General features: G+C 61.5%; 11 protein-coding genes and 2 pseudogenes. 5 read left to right on the top strand and 8 right to left on the bottom strand.

Annotation, left to right across the window (positions count from 1 at the left end):
- Window positions 1-73: 73 nt before the first annotated feature.
- The 5 genes and pseudogenes from VM99_23275 to VM99_23255 all read right to left on the bottom strand — a co-directional run bounded on the left by VM99_23275 (window position 74) and on the right by VM99_23255 (window position 5,355).
- Window positions 74-1,042 carry a C4-dicarboxylate ABC transporter gene (locus tag VM99_23275; protein ID AKK00847.1) on the bottom strand — a complete coding sequence of 323 codons (969 nt, stop codon included), beginning with the start codon at window positions 1,040-1,042 and terminating at the stop codon, window positions 74-76.
- A 58-nt stretch (window positions 1,043-1,100) separates the two neighbouring features.
- Window positions 1,101-2,006: a gluconolactonase gene (locus tag VM99_23270; protein ID AKK00846.1), complete on the bottom strand. Its 906-nt coding sequence runs from the start codon at window positions 2,004-2,006 to the stop codon at window positions 1,101-1,103.
- A 42-nt stretch (window positions 2,007-2,048) separates the two neighbouring features.
- The gene (locus VM99_23265) at window positions 2,049-2,870 is read right to left on the bottom strand and encodes an NAD-dependent dehydratase (GenBank protein ID AKK00845.1); all 822 of its coding nucleotides are present in this window, start codon (window positions 2,868-2,870) and stop codon (window positions 2,049-2,051) included.
- Window positions 2,871-3,457: 587 nt separating this feature from the next.
- Window positions 3,458-3,916 (bottom strand): annotated as a pseudogene (locus VM99_23260) (porin).
- A gap of 218 nt (window positions 3,917-4,134) precedes the next feature.
- Window positions 4,135-5,355, bottom strand: a pseudogene (locus tag VM99_23255) (porin).
- Window positions 5,356-7,213: 1,858 nt separating this feature from the next.
- On the opposite strand from VM99_23255, the gene VM99_23250 reads away from it, so the two are divergent.
- Both VM99_23250 and VM99_23245 read left to right on the top strand, forming a co-directional pair.
- The gene (locus VM99_23250) at window positions 7,214-8,698 is read left to right on the top strand and encodes a LuxR family transcriptional regulator (GenBank protein AKK00844.1); all 1,485 of its coding nucleotides are present in this window, start codon (window positions 7,214-7,216) and stop codon (window positions 8,696-8,698) included.
- 241 nt (window positions 8,699-8,939) lie between these two features.
- The gene (locus tag VM99_23245) at window positions 8,940-9,188 is read left to right on the top strand and encodes a hypothetical protein (protein ID AKK00843.1); all 249 of its coding nucleotides are present in this window, start codon (window positions 8,940-8,942) and stop codon (window positions 9,186-9,188) included.
- 65 nt (window positions 9,189-9,253) lie between these two features.
- On the opposite strand, the gene VM99_23240 is transcribed toward VM99_23245, so the two are convergent.
- Window positions 9,254-10,639, bottom strand: coding sequence for a histidine kinase (locus tag VM99_23240; GenBank protein ID AKK00842.1), 1,386 nt, complete (start codon window positions 10,637-10,639; stop codon window positions 9,254-9,256).
- Entirely contained in the window at window positions 10,617-11,300 is a 684-nt protein-coding gene (locus VM99_23235) for a transcriptional regulator (protein AKK01840.1), read from the bottom strand. The genes VM99_23240 and VM99_23235 overlap by 23 nt, the downstream gene beginning before the upstream one ends.
- A gap of 282 nt (window positions 11,301-11,582) precedes the next feature.
- Here VM99_23235 and VM99_23230 point away from each other — a divergent pair, with 282 nt between their 5' ends.
- The 3 genes from VM99_23230 to VM99_23220 are packed head-to-tail and all read left to right on the top strand — an operon-like array spanning window position 11,583 to window position 14,576.
- Window positions 11,583-11,906 (top strand): (2Fe-2S)-binding protein, encoded by a 324-nt coding sequence (locus VM99_23230; protein ID AKK01839.1) that lies wholly within the window; start codon window positions 11,583-11,585, stop codon window positions 11,904-11,906.
- Complete coding sequence (locus tag VM99_23225; protein ID AKK00841.1) at window positions 11,903-13,309, top strand: (2Fe-2S)-binding protein; 1,407 nt, start codon at window positions 11,903-11,905, stop codon at window positions 13,307-13,309. The genes VM99_23230 and VM99_23225 overlap by 4 nt, the downstream gene beginning before the upstream one ends.
- Window positions 13,302-14,576 carry a hydrogen cyanide synthase gene (locus tag VM99_23220; protein AKK00840.1) on the top strand — a complete coding sequence of 425 codons (1,275 nt, stop codon included), beginning with the start codon at window positions 13,302-13,304 and terminating at the stop codon, window positions 14,574-14,576. The genes VM99_23225 and VM99_23220 overlap by 8 nt, the downstream gene beginning before the upstream one ends.
- Before the next feature lie 602 nt (window positions 14,577-15,178).
- Here the strand turns inward: VM99_23220 and VM99_23215 are convergent.
- Entirely contained in the window at window positions 15,179-15,790 is a 612-nt protein-coding gene (locus VM99_23215; protein ID AKK00839.1) for a glutathione S-transferase, read from the bottom strand.
- Window positions 15,791-15,817 lie beyond the last annotated feature (27 nt).

The following is a 15,817-nucleotide window of genomic DNA, read 5'->3' as shown; positions in this document are numbered from 1 at the left end:
GTTCCACCGTAACCGGGCGCGCCTTTTAACCACGGCACGCCCAGCCTTGTCATGAGTTCAGATCCAGAGGGGGTTACTGGACCGCTTCGATACGCTTGATCAGATCGGCATACGGCGCGCCGTATTTGGCCCGGATCGGTGCGGTGGCGTCGTAGAAAGGTTTCTTGTCGACGGTGATGAACTCGACGCCGGCGGCCTTGAGTTTTTCTTCACTGGCGGCGGACTTCTTGTCCCACAGCACGCGCTCTTCTGCCTGGGCTGCCTTGGCCGCCTTTTTCACCATGTCCTGCTGCTCTGGGGTGAGCTTGTTCCAGGTGATCTTCGACATCACGATCGGCTCGGGCAGGATCAGGTGGCCGGTGAGGCTGTAGAACTTGGCGTTCTGGTAGTGGTTGTGTTCAAGCATGGTCGGTGGGTTGTTTTCCGCGCCGTCGATCACGCCGGTCTGCAAGGCGCTGAAGATTTCGCCGGTGTCCATGGCGATGCCGTTGCCGCCCATGGCGTTGATGGTCTCGATGAACATCGGGTTGCCTTGCACGCGAATCTTCATGCCTTTGAGGTCTTCGAGCTTGCGTACTGGCTTCTTGGTGTAGAGGTTGCGCGTGCCGCCATCCATCCAGGCCAGGGCCACCAGGCCGAACTCGGAGTTGGTGATCCGGTCGAGGATCGCATCGCCCACTTCACCGTCGATGACAGCGCGCATGTGCGCCTGGTCACGGAAGATGAATGGCATGTTGAAGACGTTCACGTCCGGGACCACAGGGCCGACGATCCCCAGGCTGACGCGAGACATCTGGATCGCGCCGGCTTGCATCTGCTCGATGACTTCTTTCTCAGAGCCCAGGACGCCACCTGGGAAATACTTGAACTTCAGCTCGCCGTTGCTCTCTTTCTCCAGAGTTTTACCCATGGATTCCTCGGCGACCACGGTCGGGTAGCCCTTGGGGTGGATGTCGGCGATCTTGATATCGAGGGCGTGAGCCGCCTGCGCCAGAAAGGCCAGGGGCAATGCTGCGATCAGAAGCGTGCGTTTGAAATTCATGGTCAATCTCCAGTCTTGTTTTTTTTATGGGGCTCATCCAGTGAAGCGGCACTGCAGGTCAGCTCGCGGAGTGGTTCAACCCTCCGAAAGCCGGTTCAGCCAGGCCCTTGACGCCGGGGTTGAGGGCGAACACGCCCCCGGCCAGGGACTGTGGGTCGGTGTCGTCACCGGGGCGGATCGAGGTGACGAACAAGGTGTCCAGGCGACTGCCGCCAAAGGCGCACATCGTCGGTTTCTTCACCGGCACGGACAGCGAGCGGTCGAGCCGGCCGTCCGGAGTGAAGCGATGGATCAGGCCGGCATCGTTGGCGCAGATCCAGTAGCAACCGTCTGCATCCACTGCCGCGCCATCCGGGCGGCCGGGCAACGGTTGCATGTCGACGAACAGCCGTCGGTTCGAGGGGGTGCCGCTGTCGATGTCATAGTCGAAGGCCCAGATGCGCTGGACCAGGGGGTGTGAATCCGAGAGGTACATCGTGCGGCCGTCCGGGCTGAACCCCAGGCCGTTGGGCACGATGAAACCGCTCAACTGCGCCTCCACCGGGCTGCGCTGCCCACGCTCATAGCGGTACAGCCGGCCCTGTTCGGCGTTGGCGCCCATGTTCAGCACCATGCTGCCGGCCCAGAAGCGTCCCTGGCGATCGCAGCGACCGTCGTTCAGGCGCATGTCGGGGCGGCTGTGCTCGACGCTGGCGCACAGTTCGCTGTCCAGGCTGCCGTCGTCATGGGGATGCAGGCGGAAGAATCCGCTTTCCATGCCCGCGACCCAACCACCGTCCTGGTGCCGGGCGAGGCAGGCGAGCATTTCCGGGGCCTGCCAGCCCTTGAACTGGCCGGTCCCGGCGTTCCAGCACTGCAGGCCGCCGCTGGGAATATCGACCCAGTACAGGGCGTTTTCCTCGGCCACCCACACCGGGCTTTCCCCGACGGCGTTGCGTGCATCGACAATCAATTCGGCTTGCATGGTGCTTCCCTTGTGCATTCGTATCCCATGAAAACAGTCGGATCAGTCGTCGAACGGGCCGGCCGCGACGAAGGCCCCGCCCTGGTAGACCATGGCCGGGTCATCGGCGGCCGGCATGGGCTGTGCCTCGATCTTGGCGCGGAAGATTTCCGAACTGTCCTTGGGCTGGTAGCCCAGGTGCGCGGCGTGGCTGTTGTCCCACCACACGTCGCGGTTGGCCGACACGCCATAGACCACGGTGTGGCCGACGTCGGGGGTGTAGAGCGAGCATTCGATCAGTTGGGTCAGGTCGTCGAAGCTCAGCCAGGTGCTCATCATCCGGCGGTTCTGCGGTTCGCTGAACGATGAGCCGATGCGGATGCTCACGGTCTCGATGCCGTAGCGATCGAAGTAGAAACTGGCCATGTCCTCGCCGTAGGATTTGGACAGACCGTAGTAGCCGTCCGGGCGACGCGGGGAGAGGGCGTCGAGGGCTTCGTCCTGCTTGTAGAAGCCGATCACGTGGTTGGAGCTGGCGAAAATCACCCGCTTGACCCCGTGCTTGCGGGCCGCTTCATAAAGATGGAACACACCGCTGATGTTGGCCCCGAGGATTTCTTCGAATGGCCGTTCAACCGACACGCCGCCAAAGTGCAGGATCGCATCGACGCCTTCCACCAACTGGTGCACGGCCTGTTTGTCGGACAGGTCGCACAGCATCACCTCTTCACTTTCATCGATGGCCGGGGCCATGTTGGCAATGTCGGACAGGCGGATGTGGCGGGCGAATGGCTTGAGGCGTTCGCGCAGAACCTTGCCCAGGCCGCCGGCGGCCCCGGTCAACAGCAGGCGATTGAAAGGATGACGAATGTGTGTGGTAGTCATGGAGTTACCTGAGCGAACAGTGAGAGGTATCAGTTATAGGTTGCCGTTTTGACCGCTGGAAAAAGTCCTTGCCGTGGTAACGACCGAACCCATCTACGCCGCCATTTCCCTGTGGGAGCGAACTTGCCCGCGAAAGCGTTGGGTCAGCTTGCATCGATGTTGAATTTGACGATGCCTTCGCGAGCAAGCCCGCTCCCACATTGATCTTCAGCGGCCACAGGAATTTACGTACAGCACAAATCCCCTGTGGGAGCGGGCTTGCCCGCGAAAGCGTTGGGTCAGCTTGCATCGATGTTGAATTTGACGATGCCTTCGCGAGCAAGCTCGCTCCCACACTGATCTTCAGCGGCCACAGGAATTTACGTACAGCACAAATCCCCTGTGGGAGCGGGCTTGCCCGCGAAAGCGTTGGGTCAGCCCGCATCGATGTTGAATGTGACGATGCCTTCGCGAGCAAGCCCGCTCCCACACTGATCTTCAGCGGCCACAGGGATTTGCGTACAGCACAAATCCCCTGTGGGAGCGGGCTTGCCCGCGAAGACGGTGGCACCGTCACCACCTGAATCAGCAGACCCACCGCAACCGCCTTACAACAAGCTGATCGGGTAGCTGATGAAAATGCGGTTCTCATCGAACTCATTGGTGCTGAAATCCCGCCGCATCGTCGAGTTGCGCCATTTCACGTTGAGGCTTTTCAGCGCGCCGCTCTGCACGGTGTAGGCCAGTTCGGTTTCGCGGCCCCATTCCTTGCCATCGTCGACGGTGGCGGTGTGTACGTTGTCGCCGCTGATGTAGCGGTTCATCAGGGTCAGGCCCGGCACGCCGACGGCGGCGAAGTTGAAGTCGTGGCGCAGTTGCCAGGATTTTTCCTTGGCATTGTCATAACTGGAGTTGTAGCTGTCGTTGGCCAGGGTGCCGCCGCTGGTGCCGTTGACGCGCATCCACGCGTCATCGCCGCCGACTTTCTGCAGGCCGACGTAAAAGGTGTTGCCGCCGTACTTGGCCGAGAGCATGGCGAACGCGGTTTTGTTGTCCAGGTCACYGGCCTTGCGCAAGACCTCGTGGATAGGGAACTGCCCGGCTTGCTGCCATTCGTCGACATAGGGGTTGATGGCGCGCTCGACGAAGTAGCAAACGCTACGCCGCGGTGCTTCATGTTCCTGGCTGAAGGTCATTTTTTTGTACTCCGTGGTCGAAAATCCATCACCGGGTCAGAAACAGGCCACGCCAAAGCTGTTGGCTTGCAGCGACCGCCGCTCGGCGAGTTGCGCCATTTCACGTCGAGGCTTTTCAGCGTGCCGCCCTGCACGGTGTAGGCCAGTTCGGTTTCGCGGCCCCATTCCTTGCGATCGTCGACGGTGGCGGTGTGCATATTCTCGTCGCTGATGTAGCGGTTCATCAGGGTCAGGCCCGGCACGCCGACGGCGGCGAAGTTGACGTCGTGGCGCAGTCGCCAGGACTTCTCCTCGGCATTGTCATAACTGGAGTTGTAGCTGTCGTTGGCCAGGGTGCCGCCGCTGGTGCCGTTGACGCGCATCCACGCGTCATCGCCGCCGACTTTCTGCAGGCCGACGTAAAAGGTGTTGCCGCCGTACTTGGCCGAGAGCATGGCGAACGCGGTTTTGTTGTCCAGGTCACCGGCCAGTGCGCTGCCGTCTTCCTTGCCGATGAAGTAACCGAGGTTGGCGCCCAGGGTCCAGTCGCCGATGGGCTGGCTGTGGGTCAGGTTGAAATACTGCTGCTGGTAGATGTCGGACAGCTCGGCGTACCAAACCCCGACCTGGGTGCGCTTTTCATTGAAGGCGTATTCGCCGCCGCCGAAGTTGAAACGGTCGGAGGTGAAGGCGCCGCGGCCGTTCATCGACATGTCTTCCATGCTCGCGTCGTTGCGCGGGCTGTTGCCGCGGAACTGACCGCCGTAGAGGCTCAGGCCGTTGATCTCGGTGGAGGTCACCTGGCCGCCACGGAAGGTCTGCGGCAGGGAGCGGCCGTCGTCGGAACGCAGGATCGGCAGCACCGGCATCCATTCGCCGACCTTCAATTCGGTCTTCGACACCTTGGCTTTCAGTGCCACACCCAGGCGCCCGAAATCATTGGCCGGACGACCGTCGTCATGCACCGGTAGCAACTGCGTACCCGCCGTGCCGCGACCGCCGTCGAGCTTGACCGAGTACAGGCCCAGCACGTCCACGCCGAAACCGACCACGCCCTGGGTGAAACCGGACTTGGCGTCGAGGATGAAGTTCTGGGTCCATTCCTCGGCTTTGCCCTGGGCGTTGTTCGGGTTGGTGAAGTTGCGGTTGAAATAGGCGTTGCGCAGGGTCAGCGTGGCCTTGGCGTCGTCGACGAAACCTTCGGCATTGGCCATGGTGGGAAGGAATGCGGCCAGGCTGCTGCAACCGAGCAGAATCAGGGTGGGACGGGTAGTGCGGAGGGTACGGCGGGTCGAACGGTGGTCGGGGGAAAAACGGACACGTGTGCTCACTATGACGGCTCCCTACTTTTTTGTTGTTTTTATTTGTCATACGTCGTCGTACAACATGTGGAAGATTATTGGTCGGCGCTAAGCGTTGTCAACTGGCCATGATCGGAATTATCCAATGGCTGGTTTCTTCAAAATAGGCTGGGTCAATGGTTTCAGCACAGGGGTGTGCAGAGATGGGCCCTGGCGACGGCTCTATCGCGGAGCTTCGAAGATGGCGTGGTCATGCGATGACTGGTCTAAGACATTAGTCGAATAAACCCTTCAAGGGGCTCTGGCAGCCCCTTGTGGCGAGAGAGCTTGCTCCCGCTGGGCGGCGCAGTCGCCCCAACATGAGTTGACGCGGTGTACCTGAAACGCTGTGCCAGTCCGTTTTACGACTGCTGCGCAGCCGAGCGGGAGCAAGCTCTCTCGCCACAAAAGAGCGTCTGCGTTCGCTGGACTAGTCACTCACTGTAGGGCTGTCTTGAACTCAATTCTGAGTGCCTATAGAGAAACGTGCAGGTTCATGTTCGCTGACGAATTTTCCTGTTTGTCCTGTTGGTCCGCTCAGACTTTCTAAGCAGTTCTTGTTTGGCTGTTCGAAAAGCATCACTCTTAACTGCAAGTTTAGCTTTCGCAACTGCTGATGTGAGGTTTGAGTCCGTCATTTCTTGGCCTCTTGAACCTAGTACAATTCCACCGTTTCGGAAAACTTCCAGGTTTCTCTTAGTGGATTCAAGTCGCCTTAGATATTCGGGTTTAGCGTCTATGGCTGTGTCTGGATTGTTTCTTACAAATTGGTCCCACATTCGCGCACCTTGTACGCGTTCATCGTAAAAACGCTGTTGTCGTCGCTGAGCTGGAGTTGGATTTGGATTTCGGTAAAGAGGTTGTCTACCCAGCTTTTCGGGCTCTAGATTTGCCGCCACACTACGTGTCCTTGGGGCAACTGAAGGATTGAGAATATCAGTCGAGGCGGATAATGGCGCGATATTATGTCGAGAAACAGTTAAATCAAGTGCCGCGCTAGGCATAGATAGGTCCAAGGGGACTTGTTGTGCTGGTAGAAGTGCGGATCTAAGTCGTTGTATTACATGAAACGGGATGTTTCCTGAAGGATCATACCGATTAACCGGATCCCCACCACAATAAGCATACGCATTGATCCCCCCCTCCCCAAAGGGGCTCAACTCATCCGGACTGTTAAACCGCATCAACACCGGATTAAAAGCCCGATTCCCCTGTCCCAATAAATAATGCCCTGTGACCGAATCACTCCGCTCACCATTGAATCCCAACAAACAACTCAGCCCACTTTCCCCCGCACGATGTCCATAGGCGGTGTAAGCCATCCGCTGCAAATCCGCGTCTGTCAAAGCCACCAACGGCGAACGCTGTTGGTCCGTCGCCAACAGCGCCGTCTCGCTAACACCCATGACACTCAACCGCTGCGCCAGCGGCTGTGCCCCATGGCGCACAATCGTCAGCTGGGCCTCGCTGTCGATTTCGTTGACCAGTTCGTCGTTCTGATAGAAGCGTTTCACGCCTGGGCTTTGCAGCGGTGTCAGGCCGCTGAGGCGGTCCAGAGGGTCATAGTGGTAGCGGCACAGGACCTTCATTGATGACGGGGGCATGGCGCGATCTTCCTGGGGCAGGCGATGCTCTCAGGCTCGGAGATTTGCGGGGTGGCGTCTACTAGCAGAACTGTTAGGTTTTGCGGGATTTGGGTGGGGTTGGTGGCTTCTTCGCGAGCAGGCCAGGCACTGCCGGTCGCGACCCCGCGCAGGCAATGGGCGTGGATTTCAGCCATGCCGATAGGGAACGTGCCAGCGCGACGAGTGGTCGTATTTTTCATGCGAGCTGATCACACGGAGACCCGATGAACCAAGACGTCCCGAACACCGATACCAATCGTCGCCAATTGCTGCAGATCATCGCCGGCCTGTCGGACGGGGTGATGCTGGTCGAAGTCGACCAGACCATTGCCTGGGCCAATGACGCGGCACTGGCCATGCACGGGGTGAAGACCATCAGTGAGTTGGGCACTAATGCCGACGAGTACGCCCGGCGTTTCAATTTGCGCTACCGCAACAATCATCCGCTGACCGAGGACAATTACCCCATCGCCCGAGTGGCCCGTGGCGATGAGTTCAGCGACGTGTTGGTGGAAGTCACGCCCGAGGCTGACCCAGACCGTACCTGGGTGCACCGGATCCGCAGCATGGTGCTGACCGATCGCAGCGGTGAGCCGGAGTATCTGGTGCTGATCCTCAGCGATGCCACCGACTGGGCCAGCGCCGAGCAGCGTTTTGAAAGAACCTTCGGGGCCAATCCGGCACCGGCGGTGATCTGCCGTCTCAGCGACCTGCGCTACATCAAGGTCAACCAGGGCTTCCTGGAAATGACCGGCTACAGCCGCGAGCAGGTGATCGGGCGCTCGGTGTATGAGCTGGACGTGCTTGAAGCCGCCGAGCGGCGTGAGCTGGCCGTCGAGCGACTGGGGCAGGGCGCGACCATTCCGCAAATGGCGGCAGAGTTGAAATTGCCCGATGGCACCAGCAAGCAAGTGATCGTCGCCGGCCAGCCCCTGGACCTGCACGACGAAGATTGCATGTTGTTTTCGTTCATGGACATGGAGCCCCGGCGCAAGGCCGAAACCGCCCTGCGCCAGAGCGAGGAGCGCTTTGCCAAGTCGTTCCGCCTGTCGCCGGTGCCCACCTTGGTGTGCACGGCCGAGCAGTTGTTGCTGGAGGTCAACGAGGCTTTCGTCAACACCACCGGTTATGCCAGCGAAGAGTTGATGGGCAAGACCGTTGAAGAGATCGGCTTTCTCGACAAGGACGCCAGTGCGTCGTTGTTCGCCGTGCTGGAAAAAAGCGCGAGTGTCTCCGGTGTCGACGTCAAGGTGCACAAGAAGGGGGGAGAGCGCATCGACTGTGAAGTGGCGGCCGACACCGTGGTCATCCAGGACAAGCCGTGCTACTTGCTGGTGCTGATGAATATCACCGAACGCAAGCGCTCGGAGCTGGAACTGGTGGCGGCGATCGAGGAAGTGATGAAAGACGCTTCGTGGTTCAGCCGCACCCTGATCGAAAAACTGGCCAACGTGAAGAGCATCAACGCGCCATTGTCCTCGGCGTCGTTCACCGAGCTAACGGCCCGCGAGCGTGATGTGCTGGGGCTGATCTGCCAGGGGCTGGCGGACAAGGAAATCGCCGCACGCCTGAAACTGGCCCCCAATACCGTGCGCAATCACGTGGCGACGTTGTACTCCAAACTGGATGTCCATAGCCGCAGCGAGGCGATCGTCTGGGCGCGAGAGCGGGGTTTGTTCGCCAACGAATGGCGCAACAAGGCACATTGATGGCCAGTGCATATGCACTGGCTGCGTTGGTGCAAATTCGGGTTCTGCTGCGGATGCCGGCTCCCTAGGCTGGGAGAGTGCGGCAATGTTTGTGAAGCCGCGTCCCCTACGTAACAATCAAGGAATACCGCCTAAATGCGCAGTAAACGATACAGCCGTACCATCGACAGGATGTCTGCAAAAGTCCTCCACCCGAACTTTCCCACCGCGCTCTTGCGACCTTGATGCCGAGGTGCAACCCATGACCCAATTGGCCCCTTTGCGCGCCCGCCTCGAACAAAGCTTCTCGCCGCTCGCTTGCGAATGCAGCCTCAATGGCGACGGCACCCTCACGGTACGCCTCTATCACCGCGACAGTGGCGAGGTAGACCTCGTGGTCAGCGGCATGAGCCTGGACAGTGTTCGTTCCGAAGAAAGCCTGGCTAAGCTGATCGACGAGCTGCGCTATGAGCTGCAGAACACGCCGTTGCATCGAGACGACAAACTCTGACTGCACCCACCGTGGCGAGGGAGCAAGCGCCCTCGCCACGGTTTGCAGGTAATAGGCGGCTACAGCTACAACAACGTCGCCCGACAATCGAGCAGCAACCGCGCCCCGCCATATTCGCTCCTGCCCACGTCCAGCGTGAACCCGTGCAGGTTGACAATCGCCGCGACAATCGACAAACCCAGGCCAAAACCGCCGTGCTGGCTGCTGCCTTCGGCGCGGTAGAAGCGCCGGAACACCGCCTTGCGCTCGGCTTCAGGGATGCCGGGGCCGGAGTCGAGCACTTCGATGCGGGTACTGTCGCCCTGATCGACCCCACGCAGGATCACCGTGCCGCCCGCCGGGGTGAACTTGATCGAATTGCTCAGCAGGTTCGACACCGCCTCGAACAACAAGGCCCGGTCGCCGGTGAGCAGGGGCAGGGTGTCGGGGACCTCCAAGGTGAACGTCAACTCGCCTTCCTCGGCCAGTGGCAGGTAGAAGTCGTGCAACTCCTGCAACAATTGCAACGGATCGAGGCGCACGAAGCCTGAACGACGCTGTTGGTCTTCCAGTTCGGAAATCCGCAACAAGCCGCGAAACCGCGCCATCAGGGTGTCGGTCTCGGCGATCACCTGGTCCATCTGCAACGCTTCGGGCGAGCCGTCCGCGGCTTGCTGCTGGATGCGATACAACTGCGCCCGCAGGCGGGTCAGCGGTGTGCGCAGGTCGTGGGCGATGTTGTCGCACACGCCCTTGACCTCGTTCATCAAGCGTTCGATGCGATCGAGCATGGCGTTGACGATCGCCGCCAGCATGTCCAGTTCATCGCGCCGGCTCGACAGCGGCAGGCGATGCTTCAGGTCCCCGGCGACGATGGCCTCGGCGCTGGCTTGCAGCTTGCGGATGCGTTGCAGCGGCCGGCGCCGCAGCAGGTGCCAGCCGGCAATGCCCGGCAGGATGGTCAGCGAGACGCCCCAGAACAATGCATGCAGGATGATCCGCGTCACGGCGAACAGCGAACCGTTGTCCCGCGCCAGGATCAGCCAGCGCCCGTCCTGCACACGGGTCGCCACCGCATCGCAACTGTCGGAAGGAAGGCTGGGATCGTCGGAGTCGACGCAGCCGCCGAGCATGTGGATTTTGCCGTCCAGCGGCAGGTCGGCGGGGACGCGCATGATCGGCCCGCTCAAATGCCGCAGTTGCGGGTCGAACAGACCGTAGGCGTCGACGCCACGCTCGTCCAGCGTCAGGCTGGCCATCAGCGCGTCTTCCAGTTGATCGCCGTGGATCCGGGCGAACAGGTGCTGGCGCTGCATCAAGGAATGCTTGGCCAGGTTGTCGAGGTAGCCAAACACTTCGTAATACATCACGCCCATCAGGATCGCGCTCCACAGCACGAACAGCGCACTGTACAGCGCCAGCAGGCGACTGCTGGAGGAACGCCAGCCCTTAGCGGGGTTCAGCAATGACATAGCCGGAACCCCGCACCGTGCGAATCAGCGGTTCCAGGCCCGGCGGGTCGATTTTCTTGCGCAGGCGCCCGATGTGGACGTCGATCAGATTGGTGCCAGGGTCGAAGTGGTAGCCCCACACTTCCTCGAAAATCATCATGCGGGACAGGATCTGACCGCAGTTGCGCATCAGGAACTCCAGCAACTTGTATTCGGTGGGCAGCAGGCTGAGCAATTGCCCGTTGCGGCTGGCTTCGCGGCTGATCAGGTTCAGCTCCAGGTCCGCCACCCGCAGCACGGTTTCCGGTTCCCGGGCACCATTGTTGCGTCGCAGCAGCACCTCGACCCGGGCGGCCATCTCATCGGTGGCGAAGGGCTTGGTCAGGTAGTCGTCGCCACCGGCCCGCAGGCCGCGCACGCGTTCATCGACGTCGGAGAGGGCGCTGATCATCAGGATCGGCGTGGCCACGCCCATGGTGCGCAGGGTGGTGACGATCACCAGGCCGTCGAGCTCGGGCAACATGCGATCGAGGGTGATCAGGTCATAGTCGCCGCTCACCGCGCGTTCCAGGCCTTCGCGGCCATTGTCGACCCAGTCGACGTCCAGGCCGTTGCGGGTCAGTTCGGCAACGATTTCACGGGCGGTCACGGCGTCGTCTTCAATGGTCAGGATGCGATTCATGGGCGGTACCGTGTTGAGAAATTCGCGCTATTGCGCAGCATTCTGCCAAAGAAAACCTGTCGGCTTTCTGAAAAAAAGTTCATGAGCCCGGCGGCCGGATTCCCTGGCCTGGATCAACACTTGGTCACAAATAATCCCTAACATAAATTTCGCGCGCATTATCCTGATGCGTCCGTTGCCCTGTTTTGGCGCGTTGTCGCGAGCAGGGGACGGACATGAATCGTTGGATGATGTACCGCAAGGAGCCTAGTCCTCACTGAACCTTCAAGGAAGAGCTGCATGATGCAACCTCAAGACTTTCTACGCCGAAAATTTGATATCCAGCCATTGGCCCGGGCCGACATGACGGTGCGCCTGGACGGTCGGGCCGTCAACGCTGCCGAGGGCGAAACCGTCCTCAACGTCATCCAGTCCCTGGGCCAGCGTCAGGTGGCCCGCAACGACCACGACCAACTCAGCGGCGCCTATTGTGGCATGGGCGTGTGCCAGTGCTGCCTGGTCAAGATCGACGGGCGCCACAAGCGGCGCGCCTGCCAGACCCTGGTGCGCCCGGGCATGCAGATCGAAACCCGGGCCAACCGCATCACCGAATCGGAGGCGCCATGAGCCTGGGGCCAGTGATTGTCGGCGGTGGGCCGGCGGGTATGGCGGCGGCCATCGAGCTCGCCCGCCACGGGGTGCGCTGCACCTTGCTCGAAGAGGCGCCGCGCCTCGGTGGCGTGGTCTATCGTGGGCCGCTGCGCGAGGGTGTGCAGCTGGATTACCTGGGGGCACGCTACAGTGAAGCCCTGGAAAAACTCCATGGGGAATTCCAACGTTACGCGCAGCTGATCGAGGTGCACGTAAACAGCCGGGTCATCGGCGCCGAAGGCTTTCGAGCGCTGATGGTCCTCGATGCCGAGGAACGCCTGCGGGAAGTGGCCTATTCGCATCTGGTTCTGGCGGCCGGTTGCCATGAGCGCAGCGTGCCGTTCCCGGGCTGGACCCTGCCGGGGGTGATGCTGTTGGGTGGCCTGCAATTGCAGATCAAGAGCGGGGTGGTCAAGCCGCCGAGCCCGGTGGTCATCGCCGGGACGGGGCCGTTGCTGCCACTGGTGGCCTGCCAGTTGCACGCGGCGGGGGTGGCGGTGGCCGGGGTCTATGAGGCCTGTGCATTCGGCCGGATTGCCAAAGAAAGCCTGGCCTTGTTGAACAAGCCGCAACTGTTCCTCGATGGCCTGGGCATGCTGGCCTACCTCAAGCTCAAGCGCATTCCCATGCACTATGGCTGGGGCGTGGTGGAGGCCCATGGCGAAGGTGAGCTGGGCAGCGTGACCGTCGCGCCATATGCCGACAACTGGGCACCGGACCTGACGCGCGCCGAACAGGTGCCGGCCCAGACGCTGGCGGTCGGCTACGGGTTCATCCCGCGCACCCAACTGAGCCAGCAGATGGGCCTGGAGCACGGCTTCAGCGAAGACGGTTACCTGCGGGCGGTGGCCGACGCCTGGCAACAAAGCAGCGAGGCGCACATCCACCTGGCCGGCGACATGGGCGGGATTCGCGGCGGTGAAGCGGCCATGCTCAGCGCTCGCATCGCCGCGCTGTCGATCCTGTTGCAACGCAACGTGCTGGATTCGGCCACGGCCCTCAAGCACCGCGAACGCTACCAGGCGCAGCTCGATCGCATCATTCGCTTCCGCGCCGCCGTGGATCGCTACACCCAGCGGGGTGCCGGGCAGATTACCTTGCCGGCGGCCGACACGGTGATCTGCCGCTGTGAACACGCTACCCGCGCCGACATCGATCGCGCCCTGGAGCAGGGTGTGCAGGACATGGCCGGACTGAAGATGCGTACCCGCGTCAGCATGGGCGATTGCCAGGGGCGCATGTGCGTGGGCTATTGCAGCGACCGTCTGCGTCAAGCCACCGGGCGGGCCGATGTGGGTTGGCTGCGACCGCGATTCCCGATCGACCCGATTCCCTTTTCTGCGTTCAAGGACGTTGGCACGGAGAGCCACCATGACTAAGCAACCAGACCTCAAGGACTATGACGTGGTCATCGCCGGCGGCGGTGTGATCGGGGCCTCCTGTGCCTATCAACTGTCCAAGCGCAAGCACCTGAAGATCGCCCTGATCGACGCCAAGCGTCCCGGCAATGCCACCCGTGCCTCGGCGGGCGGCCTGTGGGCCATCGGCGAGTCGGTGGGCCTGGGCTGCGGGGTGATTTTCTTTCGGATGATGTCGGCCAACCGCAAGCGCCAGACCCAGGGCGCCGCGGTGGCGGTGGACGCCAGCACGCCGCACATCCTGCCGCAGTCGTTCTTCGATTTCGCCTTGCAATCCAACGCGCTGTACCCCCAGTTGCACCGCGAGCTGATGGAGAACCATGGCATGGACTTCAAGTTCGAGGAGACCGGGCTCAAGTTCGTGATCTATGACGACGAAGACCGCTCGTACGCCGAGCACATCGTCGCCTGTATCCCGCACCTGGCGGACCAGGTGCGCTGGCTCGACCAGGCGGCCCTGCGAGAGGCCGAACCGAGTGTCAGCCATGAAGCCCAGGGCGCTCTGGAGTTCCTGTGCGATCACCAGGTCAGCCCGTTCCGCCTGGCTGACGCCTACACCGAAGGCGCGCGGCAGAACGGTGTCGACCTGTTCTTCAATACCAATGTGATCGAGGTGCTGCGCAGCGGCACGCGGGTCATCGGGGTGAACACCGCCGAGGCGGGTACTTTCCACTGCCGAACCCTGATCAACGCGGCCGGTGCCTGGGCGGCGGACCTGAGCGAGCAGGCCACGGGCGTGCGCATTCCGGTCAAGCCGGTCAAGGGGCAGATCCTGCTGACCGAGCGCATGCCGAAGATCCTCAACGGCTGCCTGACCACCAGCGACTGTTATGTGGCGCAGAAGGACAACGGCGAAATCCTCATCGGCAGCACCACCGAAGACAAAGGCTTCGACGTGACCACCACTTACCCGGAAATCGAAGGGCTGGTGCAAGGCGCGATGCGCTGCATTCCGCAACTGGCCGACATCAACCTGAAGCGAACCTGGGCCGGCCTGCGCCCAGGCTCGCCCGATGAGCTGCCGATCCTGGGGCCGATGCGCGGGGTAGAGGGCTACCTCAACGCCTGCGGCCACTTCCGCACCGGCATTCTCACCTCGGCCATCACCGGCGTGCTGCTGGATAAACTGGTGAACCACGAACCGTTGCCGCTGGACATCACGCCGTTCCTGGCAGACCGCTTCGAGGTCGCCCCGGTCAAACAGGCGAAGGCAATGGAACCAGCGTGAAGCCCCCTGTGAGAGCGGGCTTGCCCGCGAAAGCGGTGTACCAGTGGGTGATGCTGCCGGCTGTGCCACCGTCTTCGCGACTAAGCTCGCTCCCACAAAAGCGTTGGGGGATGTCCAGCATTTGCGTGAAATCCACTATCTCCTGTGGGAGCGGGCTTGCCCGCGAAAGCGGTGTACCAGTGGGTGATGCTGCCGGCTGTGTCGCCGTCTTCGCGAGCAAGCTCGCTCCCACACAAGCGTTGGGGGATGTCCAGCATTTGCGTGAAATCCACTATCTCCTGTGAGAGCGGGCTTGCCCGCGAAAGCGGTGTACCAGTGGGCGATGCTGCTCGCTGTGCCACCGTCTTCGCGAGCAAGCTCGCTCCCACAAAAGCGTCGGGGGATGTCCAGCATTTGCGTGAAATCCACTATCTCCTGTGGGAGCGGGCTTGCCCGCGAAAGCGGTGTACCGGTGGGTGATGCTGCCGGCTGTGCCACCGTCTTCGCGACCAAGCTCGCTCCCACACAGGAGACGGCGGTGAACGCTTAATGTGCGACATACCAAGCATTCCCTGGGGGAGCGAGCTTGCTCGCGATGACCGCGGGTATGCTGGCGCCGATGCCTACTGCATCGGGGTGTCGATGAACACTTCCAGCCCTTCGGCATAGGCGGTATAGGCGCTGATCAATGGAAATGACCGGCCTTCCACCTGGTCCGGCACCACCAGGTTGGTGAAGCTCCAGGCCACTGCCAGCGTGATACCGGCCTGATCCAGCGTGCCATCAGTGGGCAGCGGCGCTCGCTGCAGTTCCTGTTCCAGCATCCCATAGGCAGCCGCGAGCTGGCCTTCCACTCGCTCTACCCAGGGCGCGTGCTGGATGTCTGTGGGCCGCAGGTTGCGTTCGTAGTAGATCTGCACCGATTTCTCACACGCCGCCAGCGCCAATCCGATCAGGCGCAGTGACCGCAACCGCTGCCCGGCATCGTCTGGCATCAGGCGCTTTCCTGGTGCTGCCAGGGTTTGCAGGTAATCGATGATCAACGTCGAATCCATCAGTACGCTGCCATCGTCCAGCACCAGGGTCGGCGCCTTGACCACCGGGTTGATGCGCTGGAACTGCTCGAAATGCCGGAACACCGAAACCGACTCATGCTCCAGGGCGATGCCCAGGCATTTGGCGGACAGGGCGGTGCGGCGTACATAGGGCGAGTCCAGCATGCCGATCAGTTTCATGGCTTCTCCTTCAGCGATTCATCGGTA

This window comes from Pseudomonas chlororaphis (assembly GCA_001023535.1).
GTDB classification, from domain to species: domain Bacteria; phylum Pseudomonadota; class Gammaproteobacteria; order Pseudomonadales; family Pseudomonadaceae; genus Aquipseudomonas; species Aquipseudomonas chlororaphis_E.
This window is presented reverse-complemented; position numbering and strand designations above follow the sequence as displayed.